The sequence below is a fragment of the Hydrogenophaga sp. L76 genome (assembly GCF_057654755.1).
Window position 1 is genome coordinate 3993422 of sequence record NZ_CM172807.1, and the last position, 14747, is coordinate 4008168.

At 67.5% G+C, this 14747-nt stretch carries 17 protein-coding genes; 1 reads left to right on the plus strand and 16 read right to left on the minus strand.

What is annotated here, in order from left to right:
- The 14 genes from traF to AC23D4_RS19525 all read right to left on the minus strand — a co-directional run bounded on the left by traF (window position 1) and on the right by AC23D4_RS19525 (window position 11185).
- The gene (gene traF / locus AC23D4_RS19460; RefSeq protein ID WP_162016997.1) at window positions 1-588 is read right to left on the minus strand and encodes a conjugative transfer signal peptidase TraF; all 588 of its coding nucleotides are present in this window, start codon (window positions 586-588) and stop codon (window positions 1-3) included.
- On the minus strand, window positions 585-938 hold the full coding sequence (locus AC23D4_RS19465) for a hypothetical protein (protein ID WP_063460689.1): 354 nt from the start codon (window positions 936-938) through the stop codon (window positions 585-587). The genes traF and AC23D4_RS19465 overlap by 4 nt, the downstream gene beginning before the upstream one ends.
- Window positions 935-3517, minus strand: coding sequence for a type IV secretion system protein TraC (gene traC / locus AC23D4_RS19470; protein ID WP_472889219.1), 2583 nt, complete (start codon window positions 3515-3517; stop codon window positions 935-937). The genes AC23D4_RS19465 and traC overlap by 4 nt, the downstream gene beginning before the upstream one ends.
- A 7-nt stretch (window positions 3518-3524) precedes the next feature.
- Window positions 3525-4178: a TraV family lipoprotein gene (locus AC23D4_RS19475; RefSeq protein ID WP_162016995.1), complete on the minus strand. Its 654-nt coding sequence runs from the start codon at window positions 4176-4178 to the stop codon at window positions 3525-3527.
- On the minus strand, window positions 4175-5020 hold the full coding sequence (locus AC23D4_RS19480) for a DsbC family protein (RefSeq protein ID WP_162016994.1): 846 nt from the start codon (window positions 5018-5020) through the stop codon (window positions 4175-4177). Before AC23D4_RS19480 ends, AC23D4_RS19475 begins: the two co-directional genes overlap by 4 nt.
- Window positions 5004-6407, minus strand: a complete 1404-nt coding sequence (locus AC23D4_RS19485; protein WP_162016993.1) for a TraB/VirB10 family protein — start codon at window positions 6405-6407, stop codon at window positions 5004-5006. The genes AC23D4_RS19480 and AC23D4_RS19485 overlap by 17 nt, the downstream gene beginning before the upstream one ends.
- On the minus strand, window positions 6404-7402 hold the full coding sequence (locus AC23D4_RS19490; protein WP_162016992.1) for a type-F conjugative transfer system secretin TraK: 999 nt from the start codon (window positions 7400-7402) through the stop codon (window positions 6404-6406). Before AC23D4_RS19490 ends, AC23D4_RS19485 begins: the two co-directional genes overlap by 4 nt.
- On the minus strand, window positions 7389-7955 hold the full coding sequence (traE, locus tag AC23D4_RS19495) for a type IV conjugative transfer system protein TraE (protein WP_162016991.1): 567 nt from the start codon (window positions 7953-7955) through the stop codon (window positions 7389-7391). The genes AC23D4_RS19490 and traE overlap by 14 nt, the downstream gene beginning before the upstream one ends.
- Before the next feature lie 14 nt (window positions 7956-7969).
- A complete protein-coding gene (gene traL, locus AC23D4_RS19500; protein ID WP_472889220.1) occupies window positions 7970-8269 on the minus strand; it encodes a type IV conjugative transfer system protein TraL in 300 nt (99 codons plus the stop codon).
- 31 nt (window positions 8270-8300) lie between these two features.
- Entirely contained in the window at window positions 8301-8663 is a 363-nt protein-coding gene (locus AC23D4_RS19505; RefSeq protein ID WP_162016989.1) for a hypothetical protein, read from the minus strand.
- A 115-nt stretch (window positions 8664-8778) separates the two neighbouring features.
- On the minus strand, window positions 8779-9195 hold the full coding sequence (locus AC23D4_RS19510; protein ID WP_472889221.1) for an OmpA family protein: 417 nt from the start codon (window positions 9193-9195) through the stop codon (window positions 8779-8781).
- Between the two features lie 284 nt (window positions 9196-9479).
- Window positions 9480-10010, minus strand: a complete 531-nt coding sequence (locus AC23D4_RS19515) for a lytic transglycosylase domain-containing protein (RefSeq protein ID WP_472889222.1) — start codon at window positions 10008-10010, stop codon at window positions 9480-9482.
- A 173-nt stretch (window positions 10011-10183) separates the two neighbouring features.
- Window positions 10184-10681: a hypothetical protein gene (locus tag AC23D4_RS19520; RefSeq protein WP_472889235.1), complete on the minus strand. Its 498-nt coding sequence runs from the start codon at window positions 10679-10681 to the stop codon at window positions 10184-10186.
- Window positions 10682-10876: 195 nt separating this feature from the next.
- Window positions 10877-11185, minus strand: a complete 309-nt coding sequence (locus tag AC23D4_RS19525; RefSeq protein ID WP_472889223.1) for a DUF5983 family protein — start codon at window positions 11183-11185, stop codon at window positions 10877-10879.
- Between the two features lie 122 nt (window positions 11186-11307).
- Between AC23D4_RS19525 and AC23D4_RS19530 the strand changes: the two genes are divergently transcribed.
- Complete coding sequence (locus AC23D4_RS19530) at window positions 11308-11553, plus strand: helix-turn-helix domain-containing protein (protein ID WP_162016985.1); 246 nt, start codon at window positions 11308-11310, stop codon at window positions 11551-11553.
- Between the two features lie 15 nt (window positions 11554-11568).
- On the opposite strand, the gene AC23D4_RS19535 is transcribed toward AC23D4_RS19530, so the two are convergent.
- Both AC23D4_RS19535 and traD read right to left on the minus strand, forming a co-directional pair.
- A complete protein-coding gene (locus AC23D4_RS19535) occupies window positions 11569-12192 on the minus strand; it encodes an IncC plasmid conjugative DNA transfer DtrJ family protein (RefSeq protein ID WP_472889224.1) in 624 nt (207 codons plus the stop codon).
- A complete protein-coding gene (gene traD / locus AC23D4_RS19540) occupies window positions 12189-14732 on the minus strand; it encodes a conjugative transfer system coupling protein TraD (protein WP_472889225.1) in 2544 nt (847 codons plus the stop codon). The genes AC23D4_RS19535 and traD overlap by 4 nt, the downstream gene beginning before the upstream one ends.
- Between the last annotated feature and the right edge of the window lie 15 nt (window positions 14733-14747).

Consider the following 14747-nt stretch of genomic DNA (forward strand, 5'->3'; position numbering starts at 1 on the left):
TCAGAAGATCGGCTGGACGATGCCCAGCACCTGCCCATCGCGTACCAGTCCGCTCTCGGCATAGCGCGAATCGAAGCTGTGGAGCCCGATGCCCTGGACGTAGTAGTGGCCCGGCGGGATCACCACCGGGGCGATGGGCGCGAGCGGATGGCCGTCGTAGGCGTGGGTCTTGGCCCGGCCCACGGCCTCGCCGTTGACGAAGACGGTGCGATCCGAAACCGTGACCACGTCGCCAGGCACGCCGCGCACCCGCTTGAAGAAAGGCTGGCCACGCAGGCCGCGGTAGTGCGCCTGTGCCTCGCCAGCAAAGGCGAAGACGATCAGGTCGCCGCGTCGCACGGGCCGCTGCTGGAACTGCATCAGCGCCACGTGGTACGGCAGGCTTGGTGTCCAGTTCACGAGCAGCGGCACGCGCGGCGTTGGGTCGACGAACAGGCGCACGTAGGCGAAGCCCCAGATCGCGAATACCGGCAGGTAGAGATACCAGCGCCGCCGTATGTGGCGCAGGAACTCGGCGAAGGATCGGACGTGGAGATGCCACCAGCCAGACGTCTGGATGGCCGCATTGGTGGAGACGGGTTCGGTCATGGCTGGTCTACCTTTCTGCGTAGCACCGGCGTGAGGTCGCGGCTGTTGGGCGCACCGGCGATCGCGCTCTTGATCACCACCAGGCAGCCGCACTCGCGCGGCAATTCCTCCAGCGCTGCGGGCAGGCGCTGCGAGAAGCGGCGAGCCAGTGCGAGCGCCTGTTCGCGTTCGGCCTCGGTGCCGGTGCTCGTGAGCATCTGCGTGAACTCGGCTTCCTTGGCGCGGTAGACCTCCGACAGGTCCACCACGCCGACGACGAGTGTGGGCCGCAGCACCCAGCGGTCGTAGGCGGCGATGCCGGCAGCGGCGAGTAGCGCGGCGACGAGCGCATGCAGCAGGAGCGCCCTCATAGCGCGTACCCCCGCTGCCGCAGCAGTTCGGTGATGGCCTCGTCGATCGACAGGCCCTGGGCGCGCAGTTCGTCAATCGGGGCGTTGTCCTCCAGCTTGTTGGAGAACAGCAGATGGGTTGCCGGGTCGAGGATGTTGCGGGCGACGCCTTCGCCGACGGGCGAGGAAATGTACAGCTCGGAATATGCCCCGGCTTCCGTGCGCAGGGAATTCAGCAAGCGCTTCTTGGGCTCGTCCATCGACAGGCGCCCCTTGCGATCGAGCATCTCGATGGATTCGGGCTTCTGCCGCAGCAGGAACACCCAGTCGGAACAGTTGAACGCCGCTTCCATCTGGGCGCTGCCGTAGTAGTCGTCGGCGCTTTGGGTTGCAGTGCCGAGCGCGCCCCCGTACTTGCGCGCACGGCGTGCTGCCTCCTCCACCACGGCCGCCTTGACGGGATCGTCGGCGCCGATGTCCCCCAACTGCTGTTTCAGCTCGTCGATGAAAAGCACCTTGCGCCGGTTGCGCGTGAGGTACATCTCCCCGGTGATCTGGTGCAGCAGGAGGATGTTGACTACCGCATGAAGATCGGGGCGGCGCTTGAGTTCCTCATTCTCGATGACGATGAAATCGTTGCTGAAATCGACGTTGGAACGGCCCTCGAAGAAGCGCTCGTACTGCCCGCCCTTGGCGTAGGGGTTGAGCATGATCGCCAGGTCCCGGATGCGCTGGTCGCCGTTGACGCCGAGCTCCTCGATGGTCCCGGTCTTGAAGGCGTCGCGCAGGCCGGTGATCGTGAGGTCCTGGCCGTGTTCGCGCCAGAGCTTGAGAACCATCGCGGAGATCGCCTTGTACTGCACCTCCTCCAGCGTGTGCTGCATCGAGCACATCTTGGCGATGCCCGGCACGAGCATGTCGATGTCCTCGTTTATGTCGTGCACGATCGTGAACGGGTTCAGGCAGATCTTGGAATCCGCGCGGAACTCGATGTAGGTGCCCTGCGCCTTTCTGCAGAGCTTCTCGAAACTGCGGCCCAGGTCCAGCATCCAGACCTTCGCGCCGATCGCGCGGTAGGACCAGGCCAGCTCGTTCATCAGCACCGACTTGCCGCTGCCGGGGGCGCCGATGATGGCGAAGTTGTAGTTCCCGAGATCGTTGTCGTAGAGGTCGAGCGTCATGACCTGGCCGCGGCGGCCGCCGAAGACCAGCGCCGGTGTGCGCGTGCCGCGCCATTCCGCGATGAGCGGCGCCATGTGGATCGCGTTCGACATGGTCTTGCGCGTGACGCGGCGCATCTTGCCGAGGTCCTTGTGCATCCTAGGCGTCAGCGTCATGGGCAGGCTCGCGAGCAAGGCCTGCCTGTGCATGTAGGCGTCGGAATTGAGTTGAAAACCCCGCGCGCGCCAGATCGCGTTGGCAGCCTCGTGCGCCGAGGCGGACTTGTCCGGGTGGGTGAAGATCGCGAGCTGGTGGTACAGGCTCACGAGGCTGCCTCCGGTGTCGATGGCGTTGGCCGCAGCGGACCAGTCGTCGAGCTTTTTCCTCACATCCGGCATCACGTCCGCCATCTTGCTTTTGGCGTTCTGCGTCGCGCGCACGTGGTTCGCGGTGACGATGGACTTGGTGGCGTTGGGGTCCAGGATGTGCACGCCCAGCGTGATGAGGAAGGGCGCGCTGTACTGCAGCGCCGGCTGCATGAGGTCGCCGATCAGCGAGCCCATCTGCCATAGCGCGAATCGCTCCGGGAAGCTCTTGATCGAATAGAAGCGTGCTTCCAGCACCTCGGCGCTGGTTTCCTTCCAGAGCGTGATGCCCGAAGGATGCGGGTCTTGGATGGTGTCGAAGTCCACGATCTGGTCGCGGATCTCCCGGCCGTCGTCGTAGTGCAGCCACCGATCGTCATCGAACTGCAGGTCTTCGGCGTCCGAATGCGCGATGCGGTCGGGGTTCGTGAAGAGGGCGCACCAGTTGATGAGGTCGGCCGCGTCGCACACGCGGCTGGGTAGCATGGCTGCGCGCAGCGTGGCGGCCATCGAGTCGCGCAGCGTCAGCAGCGCCTCGCGGCTGTTCAGGTCCCCTGCATCGCCGGGGAAGGACACGCTCAGCATCAGCCGGAAGTCCCGCAAGGTGTAGTGGAAGCCTGCGGTGAGCGAGGTCTGCGTGCCGCGCAGCAGATGCTGCACGCGCTGGCGCGCGAGCTTCCGGAACAGGTTCTCGTTGGGCACGGGCCGCCCGAAGGGGCGGGCCTTCTCGGCCTGGTCCTCGTCCTCCACGCGCAGGTTGGTGTACTGGCGCAGCTGGTGGCGGATGTGCGGCGAGGCGAACAGGTGGAACTGCAGGCCCGTGTCCGGCGGGCAGTTGGCGTAGAGCGAGACCAGCACTTCGGCCATGCGCTCGTCGGCGCCCGACTGCGGCATCACTTCCAGAAGGAAGCCCATGCCTTCGCGGTTCACGAAGAGCTTCTCTTCGGCGAGGTAGGCCGAGTAGGGCAGCCAGCCGGCGAACTGTTCTGCCGGTGTGTCCGCTGGCAGTGCGAAGGGGAACAGCGGCGCCGCGCGGAACTCGCCGGACGGGGCTTCGGTGGAGGGTATGCGCATGGTGGCCTCACTGCGGATGGGTGCCCAGGCCCGCCGGGGGCCGACTGAGCGAAGGGAAGGGATTGAGGGACGTGGGCCGCTGCACCGCGCCCTCGGAGGGGGCGGGCGCGTCGGTCTCGGTGGGTACCTGGCCGGACGAGGATGGGGCGGGGGAGGGGGCCGCGGGCGGTGGGCGCAGCGGCGCGTACTGGTCGCGGATGCGCTGGCGGACGTGGTCGATCTGCCAGCGCCCGGTGTCCACCTGGACGTAGACGTAGCCCTGGTCCCACAGGTCGCCGTCGGCGTCCTCCCAGGGCTTGGTCCACAGCCGCAGGACACGTGCCTGGGAGCGCAGTTCCAGGGCGGGCGCGTCCCCGATGCCGACCAGCGCGCTCCCTGTCGCGGGAGCCGCGAACGGCATCCGACCCGGAGCCGATGCGGCCGGCGCAGCGCCCCTCGACGGGGGCGCTGCCGAATTGGCCGCGGCGGTGCCCAACGTCCGCTGACTGGGCAGGTTCTCGTGCAGCGCGTTGGCGTAGGTGCCCGACACCGAGTCGCAGGCCACGCCCTCGGGTGCCGTGCAGGCGTATTTGGACCCGCCGCTGAGCCCGGACATGTTGACGCAGGCGGCCAGCGGCAAGAGCAGGGCCATGGCGCAGAGGCGCAGTGTTGTTGTGCTCATGGCCGTTTCCCCGAGGCGGCCGATTGCGATGCGACCTTGGCGGCTTCCGCGAGCCTGGCTTCCAGAACCTGGCGGCCGACGTAGCCATTGGTGCGCGCGCCGTCGGCCCAGATCAACGTGGGTGTTCCTTGCACGCCGAGCCTGCGGGCCAACTCGAGGTTGCGCGCGATCGGATGCTCGCAGTTCGCTGCCGACTGCAGCATGCTTGCGTCCGCCTGCAGCATCCAATACCGCCAGGCGCGCTCGCGGTCGGCGGCGCACCAGATCGCAACCGGACGGGCCTCTCCCTGGAAGGGCACGAGGAAGGTATAGACGGTGACGTTGTCGATGCCGGCGAGCTCTGGTTCGAGCTGCTTGCAGTAGATGCAGTTCGGATCGCTGAAGACCGCGACCTTGCGCTGGCCATTGCCGCGCACGGTCTTGATCGCGTCGTTCAGCGGCAACTGGTCGATCGAGACGGGTGCTGCCGACGTCGACTCCGACTGGAGTTGAGCACCTTGGGCAGCGCTGCGCTGTGCGATCCTGGGGCCCGTGATGTCGCGCATGCTGGCCGTGTCGAAGAGGCGGCCGAACACGAAGAAGCGCGGGTTGGCGGCCGTGACGTAGGCCACGTTGCCGTTCATCCAGACCTCGTAGAGGCCCTCGACCTCCGTGCGCGCCACTTCCGTGAACTGGGTACCGGGATGGGCCTTGCGTAGCACGGAGAGCAGCCGGGATTCGTCGGACGTCGCGGCTTGGCCGGGGATGCCGACGGCCAGCAACACCGCGCACAGCGCCGCCGGGAGATGCCTTGCGGCGAAACGGGAGTGCTGCGCGCGCACCGGTTCAGTAGTTGCCATCATCGGTGACCTCCAGGTAGCGGGTTTCGGGAGAAGTGGTTCGGCGGGTGGCCTGTTCGGCCATGGCGGTCATCGGCACGTCGATGCGCACGCCCTTGGTGATCACGACGTCGATCTGGCGGCCGGCGTCCACTTCGATGACGGGGAAGGTGTTCTCGGCCAGCTTGATGTAGTACTGGGCAAGGCGGTCCAAGGCCTTGCCCACGCCTTGCCCGAGGCCCGCGCGGTACGCATCGGCATTGCCGTCCGCGCTCGCGATGGTCCCGAGTGCCGAGGTGCTGTAGGTGGTGTTGGCGGTGGATAGGCCCTGGCCGATGCCGCTGACCACCCCGGCCAGGAGCGCATTCGCCAGCATCTGCCCCTGTTTGGTCACCAGTCTGCCGCGCATCCCGACCTTGCCGTCCTCGCCGTAGACGCTGCCCTGGATGCGCACTTCGAGCGTCGCGCCGTCCGCGCGCACGCACGACAGGTTCTCGGTGCGCAGGTAGGCGCGTTCCGAGCTGATGTCGCCGTAGCCGGCCGCGATGACGAAGCACTCGCGGTACTCGCCGCGGAATTGGTTGGGCAGCACGCTGTTGTCGGAGAGCCGGATCAGCACCGGGTGCGGATTCGATTGCGACTGCCCGCCCGTGGGGGCGTCCAGGCCGCCGAGCAGGATGCCTCGCGTGAAGCTGACAGGCAGGAAGGTGGCGACGGTCCTGGGCGCGCTGGACGACGCGGCGGGCGTGCCATCTCTGCCGCTACCTCCGGTGCCTGCCGGGGGGGATCGGTCCGCCAGCGTCACCCGCGAGATCACGGGCACGGGTGGCGCGGGCGGCGAAGGGGGCTGCAGGCTGGGCGGTCCGGCCGGCATTGCGCCCACGCTGGCGGCACCAGGAGGCGGCGCGGGCGGCAGGCTGGCCGCGGGCGGCATGGCCGTGGGGCTGGGTTCCGGAGCCGCGGGCGTCGGTGGCGATAGTGCGGCGGGCTTCGGCGCGGCTGCCTGCTGGCTCGCGGTCAGGCGCTGCTCTAATTCGGCGAAGCGCTGCATCGTCCGGCCTTCGAAGGCCTGCCGCTCCTTGTTGAGGCGGCTTTGTTCTTCGCGCTCGGTTTCGTACTGGGCCAGCTTGCGGCCCGCAGTGCCGACCCACTGGTCCACCGGATTCACCTGGCCGCCGGGCGGCAGCACGCCGATGTTGGTGACGTCGCTGGGCTGCGTTTGGGCGGCGCGGCCGTGCGGCTGGTGGTTCGTTGCTGAGAAACTGAAGATCAGCCACAGCAGGCCGATGCCGCCGCCCAGGATGGCGGCCAGCAGGGCGTACTGCCGCTGGCGCGGTGAGAGGTGATCCAGCAGCCCGCGCACGGCATAGCCGGGCGGGCGCCCGCCCGGTGGCATGGAAGGCGTGCTCATCGCGTGCCTCCCCGCCGGATCACGTAGACGCTGGTGGTCTCGCCCGGCCGCAGGTTGTGGTACTCGATGCCGATGCCGACGATCTCGCCGCCGGCGCGGCTGTCCGGGCGGTCGAACTCCTGCTCGGCCAGCACCATCGGCACCGTGCTGGTGTTCTGCAGCGTGTACTTCTCGCCGGTCAGGCCGCGGCCCTCGTACTGGCGCAGCAGCGTGAAGCGCGCGTCGGCCCAGAGCTGGATGGGGCGGTAGGTCTCCTCGACCCGGACGTCCGGCGGCACGCGGTCCGAAGCCATAGCCACCAGCAGCGCCTTCATCGCGCGCACGTGGCTGGGGGCCGGGCCGGACGGCGCCGCGTCGGGCGTGGCCGGGCGCAGGGCTCGGGGCGTCTTGTCGCGGATGACGATGGTGTCGGCGGGCGTGTCCGAACGCCGCAGCAGCAGCGTGTAGGTGGCCGCGGCCGAGGACACGAAGAGGTTGATCGGCCGCGTCGCATCGCCGACCGGGCGGATGTAGACCTCGCCCTTGTCGCGGTCGCATTCGACGATGACGTCGCCGGACGGGTTGACCGTGGAGGGCATCAGGGCGGTCGGCGCGGCCAGGCCGGGCGTGGTGGAGGGCACCCCAGGGGAAGCCGTGGCGGTCGGCAAGGGCGAGCCGCCGCAATGGCTCGAATGGATGTTGCCGAACACGTCCGTGATCGGCGTGCCCTCGATGCGGATGCGTGTGGGTTCCTTCAGGGAAACAATAGCCTCGACGGCCACGCCGTCACTGGCCTCCACGACCTGCAGCGCATGCGCCTGCAGTCCGAAGGACAGGGCCGTGACGGCGAGGATGCGCCGCGCCGCCGGGGACAGACCATCCCAGTGCCGACGCGGCGGCGCGCCGCGCAGGGGCGATGGTTTTGCGGCGGCGAGCCTGGACTGGGCGGGCCGGAGTCCGGCGGGCGCGGGGCCGACCAGGCGCGGCGGCGTGAATGCGATGTCACTTGACCGCATAGGGCACCTCCTTGAATCCGATGACGTGCATGCGTGCTCCGGCGTGGCCGAAGTCGATGCGGTAGGCCTTGAGGTCGTTCGCGGTCTCGTAGCCGTTGACGAGGGTGCGCAGGCGTCCGCGCACGACCAGCGACTGGGTGTCCTCGCTGGACACGAGTTGTTGTGGCGCGAAGGCCGTGGAGGCGTTGATCCGCTTGAGGCGCTCTGCCTCCACCTCCTGCCGCGTCTTGAGCGCGCCGTATTGCGCGGGATCGACGTAGCCGAGCAGGATGTCCTTCTTCCAATCGATGGTGCTGGGAGTGACATCCAGGATCAGCCAGGCGACAAAGCTGCCCATCTGGTCCAGGTACTCGCTCGATGCCTTGTCGCCGCTGACCCAGAAGGTTTTGTTGAGCGATGGCGGCACGACCACCGTGCGCACCGTGCCCAACAGGTTGATGATGACGACGAGCGCGAGCACCACGCCCGTGGCCAGTGCCCCGACGGCCAAGGCGAGGCCCCGGTTGCGACGGCGCAGATCCTTGAGATCACCGGAGAGTCGGTCGAAGTCCATGGTGGTACTCCGGCTCAGCCGACCATGCGGCGGATGTGCGACGGCGGCGTCGCGCGCATCGACGTCGCGGGATTCGTCGGCAAATGCCAGTAGAGCCAGTGCAGCGCGAAGGCGGGGTGCTTGTCCGCTTTCAGGCGCGAGATCCAGCGCGAGACGGCGATGCCTGCGGCCATGCAGGCGGCGAACGCCGCCTTGTTCGAGGACAGGTAGCCGATGAAGAACGCCAGGACGATGGGCACGGCGACGTCGACATCCCAGAAGCCGATCTTCCATTGATCGTCCAGGCGCCGCGGGATATAGGTGTCCGCTTGCATGTGGGCCTCCGGGATATCGACGCGCCGGGGCTCAGACGACCGCGCCCATGATCGCGCCGGCGATCACCAAGCCCACCGCCGCAAAAATGGCCAGGCCGACATAAAAAAGCACGGGCCCGAAATTGCGCAGCGCGGAGAGCGAGATCAGCGCGACGACGAAGCCGACGAACCCGACGAGCGCCTTGATGCCCGGACCGAGTTCGGCGATCTGCGTCAGTGCGCTGGTCAACGGACCCGTAATGCCCGTGAAGGCCACGAGATCCAGCGCGTGGCTCGGGAATGCGATGGCCAGGCCGACGAGGGCGATGACCATCAGGCAGAAGAAGCCGGCGAGTTTTCTTGCGGGCGAGCGCAGGACGGCCGGGGAGGGAGTGGACAGGATGGCAGTGCTCATGGAAAGGGCTCCAGCAAAAAGGACGAGACGACGGGTGGGATCGGGTGTCAGTACGGGTCGGCGCGTGGGCGGGGTGGTGGATCGGGGTCCACTGCTGGTAAAGGCTGTCGACCGCTCAGGGCGGGTCGTCACCGTCGATGCGGTAGCGGATCTCGACGCGGCGGTTGTTTGCCCGGCCTGCCGGGCTGTTGTTGGGTTCGGCGTAACAGCACGCGCCTTGCGCGTCGACGCTCACGCGCGGTGCGATGGCGGGCGACAGGGCCAGGAGTTGACGAAGTACCGCCTGGGCTCGGGCCTTGGCGAGGCCGTCGTTCGTGGCCGCAGGGCCGGTGCTGTCGGTGCGGCCGCTGAGTGTGATTTCTCTCGCCTGGGCCAGCCGGGGCGCTACCTCGCGCAGCGCCGCGCGGGCGCTCGGTCCCAGCTGCGCGCTGGCGAACGGGAAGTGCACGGAGACCTGCTCGAAGACCGGTGCTTCGGGTGCCTTCGAGGAGGTCGATGCGATGAGCGGCGGGGGGCGTTCGTCGGACTCCACGCCGGCGTTCCTCGGCAAGGGAGGTACTGCCGGCTCGGCCGCGGTGGTGGGATGTGCAGAGACCGACGCCAGGGTCTTGGGCGTGCGTTGCGGACAGGCGTCGCCATGGCACAGTGCGAATGCCGCCTCGACGCCATGCCCGCGCTGCGCCAACCGTGCCTGTGCGGTGGTCGCTTTCGGCGCGGGCGGGTCGATCGACGCGGGCGGTGTCGCCGCGCACGCCGCGATGGCCAGGCACGATGCGGCCCCGCTCGGGCGCCACCATGGCATGTGCGTCCTGCGCTTCATGGCGCGACCCTCACATGCAGGCCGCGGTGCTGCGACGGGGCCGTAGCCGACCGGACAGGCAGCGGCGTGCCGCTCTGACGCGCCGCTGGCAGGTGCCGGTACACCTTCCAGGCGTACGTGGCGCGCGCCTTGGTGCAGGCGTCGCCCTTGAGCTGGCTGCAAGCTGCGTTGTAGGCACCCACGGCATTCCATGTGACGCCGTGGCGGGCGAAGCTGTCGGCCATCAGCCATGCGCCCACCTGCAGGTTGATGCACGGGTCGTAGAGGTCCGCCTCGCGGATACCGAAGCCGGCCAGCTTGGGCAGATGTCGGCTGTTGATCTGCATCAGGCCGATGTCGTAGCTGCCAGTGCGCTGCGCGTGGCCGCGGTTCACCGCCTTCGGGTTCAAGTTCGACTCGGTACGGGCAACGGCGTAGAGCAACTCCGGCGCCACGCCGTAGCGCTGGGCCGCGGTGTCCCAGCACGGCGTCGCCAGCACCGGCATGGCACACGCGATCGTCCCCACGAAAACGAGAACCTGACGCATCGAAGACCCCCTGGGTGTTCAGGACCAACCCGCCACTGGACGAGCGCAGGGCGGGCACGGGGTGAGGACCGGCGGGGCCGGTCAGGGTCATGTGCGGGTGGGGCGGGGGAGGCGGCTGGCGGGAGCCTCAGCCCGGCGGGGTCGGTGCGGGTGGGCGGCGTGGCGCCGCGGGGTCAGCGCCGATGTCGCGGCGCGCGCTGAACCAGATGGCGCTCCACCATGTTGCGGCGCGCCTGGCCAAGTACTGCTGCTCCGGATGGATCATCCTGCTGGCACAGCGCCACGCAGGCGGTGGTGATCTGGTCGAGTCCGAACTTGGGGTTCGGATGCTTGTTCACCGGCGAACACTGCAGGTCGTGCAGCAACTCGTACTGGGGCCGCCATAGCGATTCGCGCCGACGCGGCGTGGTCGGCGAGCGCATGACCAGATCCGTCCCGAGAAAGCCGAAGATGCGTTCGGCGGCGTCGTCACGGGTGAAGACGATGGCCACGCAGGCACTGAGCAGATCCGGGATGCGGAAAGTGGGCGATACGTTGTCGCCGCTGCGCAGCAGCGCATACAGCCAGTTGTGTTCTTCCGTCCACAGGCGGGTTTCGACCACGTCGGTGGCGTCAATCCCGCCCGCGGATGGCAGGTCTGGAAGGTGAATGTTCGGCATGGCAGTCAGCATGGCGTCGGTCCTTGTGTCCCGGAGTGCAATGAACACGCTCATGGGCGCATGGACGTAGAGTAGGAGCGGATGGCGCGGACGTCGCCTCGCAATGCCGCTCTTCTGAGGGGTGTTTCGCAATCAGCGTCCCACGACACCCGGAGTGGCCGGTGCGTGAAGACGGAGGGCCCTCTTGGCGCGTGCCGCGTCGCGCGGTCAGGCCTCGGGCGGTTGCGGCCCGAACAGCGGCAGCTCGTCGAGGATCGGGGCCTCCGCGTCGAAGAGCAGCCATTCGATTCCCGCCTGCGTCGCCAGCTCACCGATCACGGCCAGATCGTGCTCGACCGGCACGCGGTGCGGCGTCGTTCCCACATGAACCAGCCCGCCGAATTCGGTGGGATAGGCGTTCACGGACAGGGCATTGGCCTGCAGCTTCGCGCGCGTGGCGGGTTGCAGATGCGACAACGAGAGGACGGCAATGGTCTCGGCCAGTTCCCGCAGGCGGCCGATGCCGGCAGTGTTCATGCTTGGGCCTTCGCAAGGATGATGTGATTCGAGGATGAAACCCATGCGCCAGGAAGATTTGCCAAAAATCCTGTGGGTGATCGTCCGTGGTGCGATTGCCATCATAAATCCACTATGCGGAAATGCCTATTTCCTCGCCACGGCACGCCCGCGACCCTGTGCTCACCGCACTGGGCGATGCCATTCGCCGAAGTCGGCGCGCGCGAGGCATCTCCCAGGAGGATCTCGCGCACATCAGCGCCGTGGACCGTTCCTACATGAGCAGCATCGAGCGCGGAGTCCAGAATGCCGGCCTCGTCTCCATCGTGCGCATTGCGCGCGCGATGGACATGACGGTCACCGAACTGATGGCAGAGGCGGAGTTGTAGCGGGCGCCGCTCCGCTCAGGCGCGCTGGTGGAAGTGGGCGATGGCGCGGCCCAGCAGCACGGCCATCGCGATGGGAAACCCCGCCAGCGATGTCGGGTGCAGTTGCACCGGCAAGACAAAGGCGACGACGTTGGCGCAGGCGGTGATGATCAGCAGCGAGCACCACACGGCGAACATCTCGGGGTCGTGCTGCAGGAATTCCTTGGCCCGGATGACGCGCACCAGCGCGCCGTCGGTGCCCGCGACCAGCACCAGGGGAAGAAGCCACGGCAGCCATTCGAGCAGGCTCGACAGGCGGTAGCTTGCGAGCATGAGCAGGGCGTCCACCGAGCGGAAGTACGCATTGTTGAACAGGCGCTGGTTGACAGAGGCCATCTCGATCGCCACCGCGCCGTTGATGCCGGGTGTTCGAGGCATGTCTCTCGCCGCTGGTAGCGGGCTGGCCTCGGCCGCACCGGACTGCAGGCGCATCGCCCGGTCCAGCATGCGGTAGGCAGGCTCCGGACCCCAGAACGCGACGGCCGCCTCGTGCTCGCTGCGCAACTGACCCAGGAATCGCTCGGGCGGATGCGCCGCAGGCACGTAGAGCACCAGCACGAGCAGCAGCACCAGGGAGACCACCGCGACCGCCCTGATCATGCGGCAACCTCTTCGACGCGGTCATCGGCATCGGGGTCGATGATCGGAAAGCGGCCCTTGATGATGCGTCCGCCAGACACCGATGCGAAATACTGCAGGTTGGGCAGCTTGCCCAGCACTTCGGCGGGCACCACCTCCTCGAAGCTCTCGGTGAGCTGGGTCGAGTAGCTCGACGAGAAATCTCCCAGGTGCGCGTCGGCGCCGTGGCTCAGGCCGACGCGCAGCGTATGGATGGCAGTCTTGCCGAAGGTCTCGGTGACGAAGTCCTGCGTCGGCCGGTCTTTGGTGCGCAGGGCGATCAGGTTGTTCAGGTTTCCAACCGCCATGCGCGCAGCGTCCTCGCTGCCGAGGCGCTTGGCCAGGTCGGCCAGGGTCTGCATCGCGCAGGTCGTGAAGATGCCGCCCTCGGCACCCTTGTTGAGGATCTCGATCAGCGGCTGGTTGATGACGTTCGAGACCTCGTCCACGAACAGCGAGATGCGCTGGTAGGTGCCGAGGTTGTAGCGCATGCCCGCGCGGGCGGCCTGGTCGGCCAGGGCCAGCGCACCGATGGCGGAGGCCACCGAAGGGTCCGGCAGCGAATCCAGACACATGTAGAGGACGTGGCCGCCGCGTTCGATTTTCTCGAAGTTCATGATCGGGCGTTCGTCGTTCGCATCGAACGGGTCCGGTGACAGGCTGCGGCCCAGGTCGCCGGAGGTGAGCATCGAAAGGACCGGCAACAGGTTGGCCGTGATCTTTTGATAGTGCTCCCTGTTGTGGCGAAACGTGCGGACCTGGGCGTCGAGCGTCTTGTTGCGCTGGTTCTGGGACACGTGGTGCTCGTAGTAGGCGACGAATGCCATCAGGTCAGCGCTGGCCGCTTCCGAGGGGCGGCGCATGTTGCCCTTGTGCGCGTCGTGCAGCAGCTTGCGCATCTCGGGCTGGTCGCGCCAGCCGTTGCCGAGCAGTTGCTCGTAGAAGCGCCGCAGCGATGCTTCGAGGACCGGCTCGATGCCGCCTTCGATGTACTTGGTGAGTTTGATGAGGTTGGGGCGCTCTTCGAGCTCGACGAGACCCTGTACTACGACATTCACCGCATCCCACCCGAAGGCCGAGAATGCGCCGGCGGTGTCCGGCGGCATGATCGACTGGATGCGCGACGCGATCTCGGTCGGCTTCTGCCAGTTGAACGTGAAGTCCAGCCGTACGCCTCGGTCGGGGAAGGCGGGGTGAAATTCCATGAAGGTGTCCGGCTCGCGGTAGTCCGCGCAGGCGCGTTCGACGATGCGCTTGAGCCGTCGGCTGTTCTTCGGGTCAATCACGATCACGACGTCGCCCCGGCGCACGGCCTGGGTGATCAGGTTGGCCAGCGCCACGCCTTTGCCGGATTGCGTGGTGCCCACCAGCAAGGTCCCACCTTCGAAGTTCTGCAGTGGCCGATGCAGCGGGTGTTCGACGGGCTCCACTCCGTGGATGTACGGAAGACCGATCTCGGCGTCGGGCTGGGCGGCCTGCCCCTGACCGAGCAGGCGCTGCAGCCAATGCGGGACGGCGAACTCACGGTAGTCCACCTTCGAGAGTTCGTACAGGCGCTGCGCATGAACCGGTTGCCATTCGAAGCCGAAGCCGAGGAATACCTGGGCAGGATCTTCGTTCAGGCGCGCGAGCTGGCGCGTGCTAATGACCTGGATACGCCGACCGCTCAGTGAACCGCGCAGGCGCAGCACGTGCGCGGCCTGGCCGAAGCGGCGCAGCGCCATGGTCGCGCAGGCACCCGCGAGCGCCAGCGATGGAAGTAGTGGCAGTGCTCCCGTGGCGGCCACGCCAGTGAAGTAGCAGGCCGTGGCCAGCCAGGATAGGCCGGCGTGTGCCTCGAAAGCGGGGCGCCATGGCATTTCGTAGCGGCGGACGAGCATGTCATCGACTCCCGTGTCCCGTGCGTGGGCCAGACGGGCCCGTGGACTCCGATGCGTTGGCAAGGGCGAAGGTATGTTGGTCGATGCCTTCGACGTGCGTGGACATGAGCACGATGCCAAGCACCGTGGTATCGCGGATTTGACGGCATACCGTGGATAGTCCACCCGAGGGAGTCCTCCCAGGAATGCAGGCCATTCCTCGCCATCGGCAGTGGTCACGATCAAGTGCGACAGCACCCGATGCAGTTCGCAGCACAGGCCGCCGATGAAGGTTGCGACGCGCCAGCGCGGCTCCAACTCGCGGCGCTCGGAAATCGTCGAGCGGCCTGAGAAGATGTGGGCATCGGTGCCCTGCAGGCTGAAGAAGGCAGCCTCCAGTCCGAGTTGCAGCAGGCCACCTGGCGTGTGGAAGTAGTTGCCTGCCGTCGCGGGGAGCAGATGCACGAAGCCTGCGTATCCTTGGATCAGCGGCAGCAGATCGCGTTCGAAGGTCGCGCGATCCGCACCGAAGCATAGCTTGATGCGTGCCAGCAGTCCCTGGTGGAGCGCGAGGACCTGGATCAGCGGCAGTGCCTCGAAGCCGGGATCCGAGGATGAAAACGAATGCGCTGCGGTACTTGGTGGCGAAGGGCTTGGAGCCATCGAAGAATCTCCGTG

What these genes read in the sequence shown, in the direction of transcription:
- traL (WP_472889220.1), bottom strand. Translation starts at nt 8,269, where the DNA reads ATGCAAGCGGACACCTATATCCCGCGGCGCCTGGACGATCAATGGAAG.
- AC23D4_RS19505 (WP_162016989.1), bottom strand. Translation starts at nt 8,663, where the DNA reads ATGAGCACTGCCATCCTGTCCACTCCCTCCCCGGCCGTCCTGCGCTCG.
- traF (WP_162016997.1), bottom strand. Translation starts at nt 588, where the DNA reads ATGACCGAACCCGTCTCCACCAATGCGGCCATCCAGACGTCTGGCTGG.
- traE (WP_162016991.1), bottom strand. Translation starts at nt 7,955, where the DNA reads ATGGACTTCGACCGACTCTCCGGTGATCTCAAGGATCTGCGCCGTCGC.
- AC23D4_RS19480 (WP_162016994.1), bottom strand. Translation starts at nt 5,020, where the DNA reads ATGATGGCAACTACTGAACCGGTGCGCGCGCAGCACTCCCGTTTCGCC.
- AC23D4_RS19485 (WP_162016993.1), bottom strand. Translation starts at nt 6,407, where the DNA reads ATGAGCACGCCTTCCATGCCACCGGGCGGGCGCCCGCCCGGCTATGCC.
- AC23D4_RS19520 (WP_472889235.1), bottom strand. Translation starts at nt 10,681, where the DNA reads ATGCTGACTGCCATGCCGAACATTCACCTTCCAGACCTGCCATCCGCG.
- AC23D4_RS19535 (WP_472889224.1), bottom strand. Translation starts at nt 12,192, where the DNA reads ATGATCAGGGCGGTCGCGGTGGTCTCCCTGGTGCTGCTGCTCGTGCTG.
- AC23D4_RS19465 (WP_063460689.1), bottom strand. Translation starts at nt 938, where the DNA reads ATGAGGGCGCTCCTGCTGCATGCGCTCGTCGCCGCGCTACTCGCCGCT.
- AC23D4_RS19475 (WP_162016995.1), bottom strand. Translation starts at nt 4,178, where the DNA reads ATGAGCACAACAACACTGCGCCTCTGCGCCATGGCCCTGCTCTTGCCG.
- AC23D4_RS19490 (WP_162016992.1), bottom strand. Translation starts at nt 7,402, where the DNA reads ATGCGGTCAAGTGACATCGCATTCACGCCGCCGCGCCTGGTCGGCCCC.
- traD (WP_472889225.1), bottom strand. Translation starts at nt 14,732, where the DNA reads ATGGCTCCAAGCCCTTCGCCACCAAGTACCGCAGCGCATTCGTTTTCA.
- traC (WP_472889219.1), bottom strand. Translation starts at nt 3,517, where the DNA reads ATGCGCATACCCTCCACCGAAGCCCCGTCCGGCGAGTTCCGCGCGGCG.
- AC23D4_RS19515 (WP_472889222.1), bottom strand. Translation starts at nt 10,010, where the DNA reads ATGCGTCAGGTTCTCGTTTTCGTGGGGACGATCGCGTGTGCCATGCCG.
- AC23D4_RS19530 (WP_162016985.1), top strand. Translation starts at nt 11,308, where the DNA reads ATGCCTATTTCCTCGCCACGGCACGCCCGCGACCCTGTGCTCACCGCA.
- AC23D4_RS19525 (WP_472889223.1), bottom strand. Translation starts at nt 11,185, where the DNA reads ATGAACACTGCCGGCATCGGCCGCCTGCGGGAACTGGCCGAGACCATT.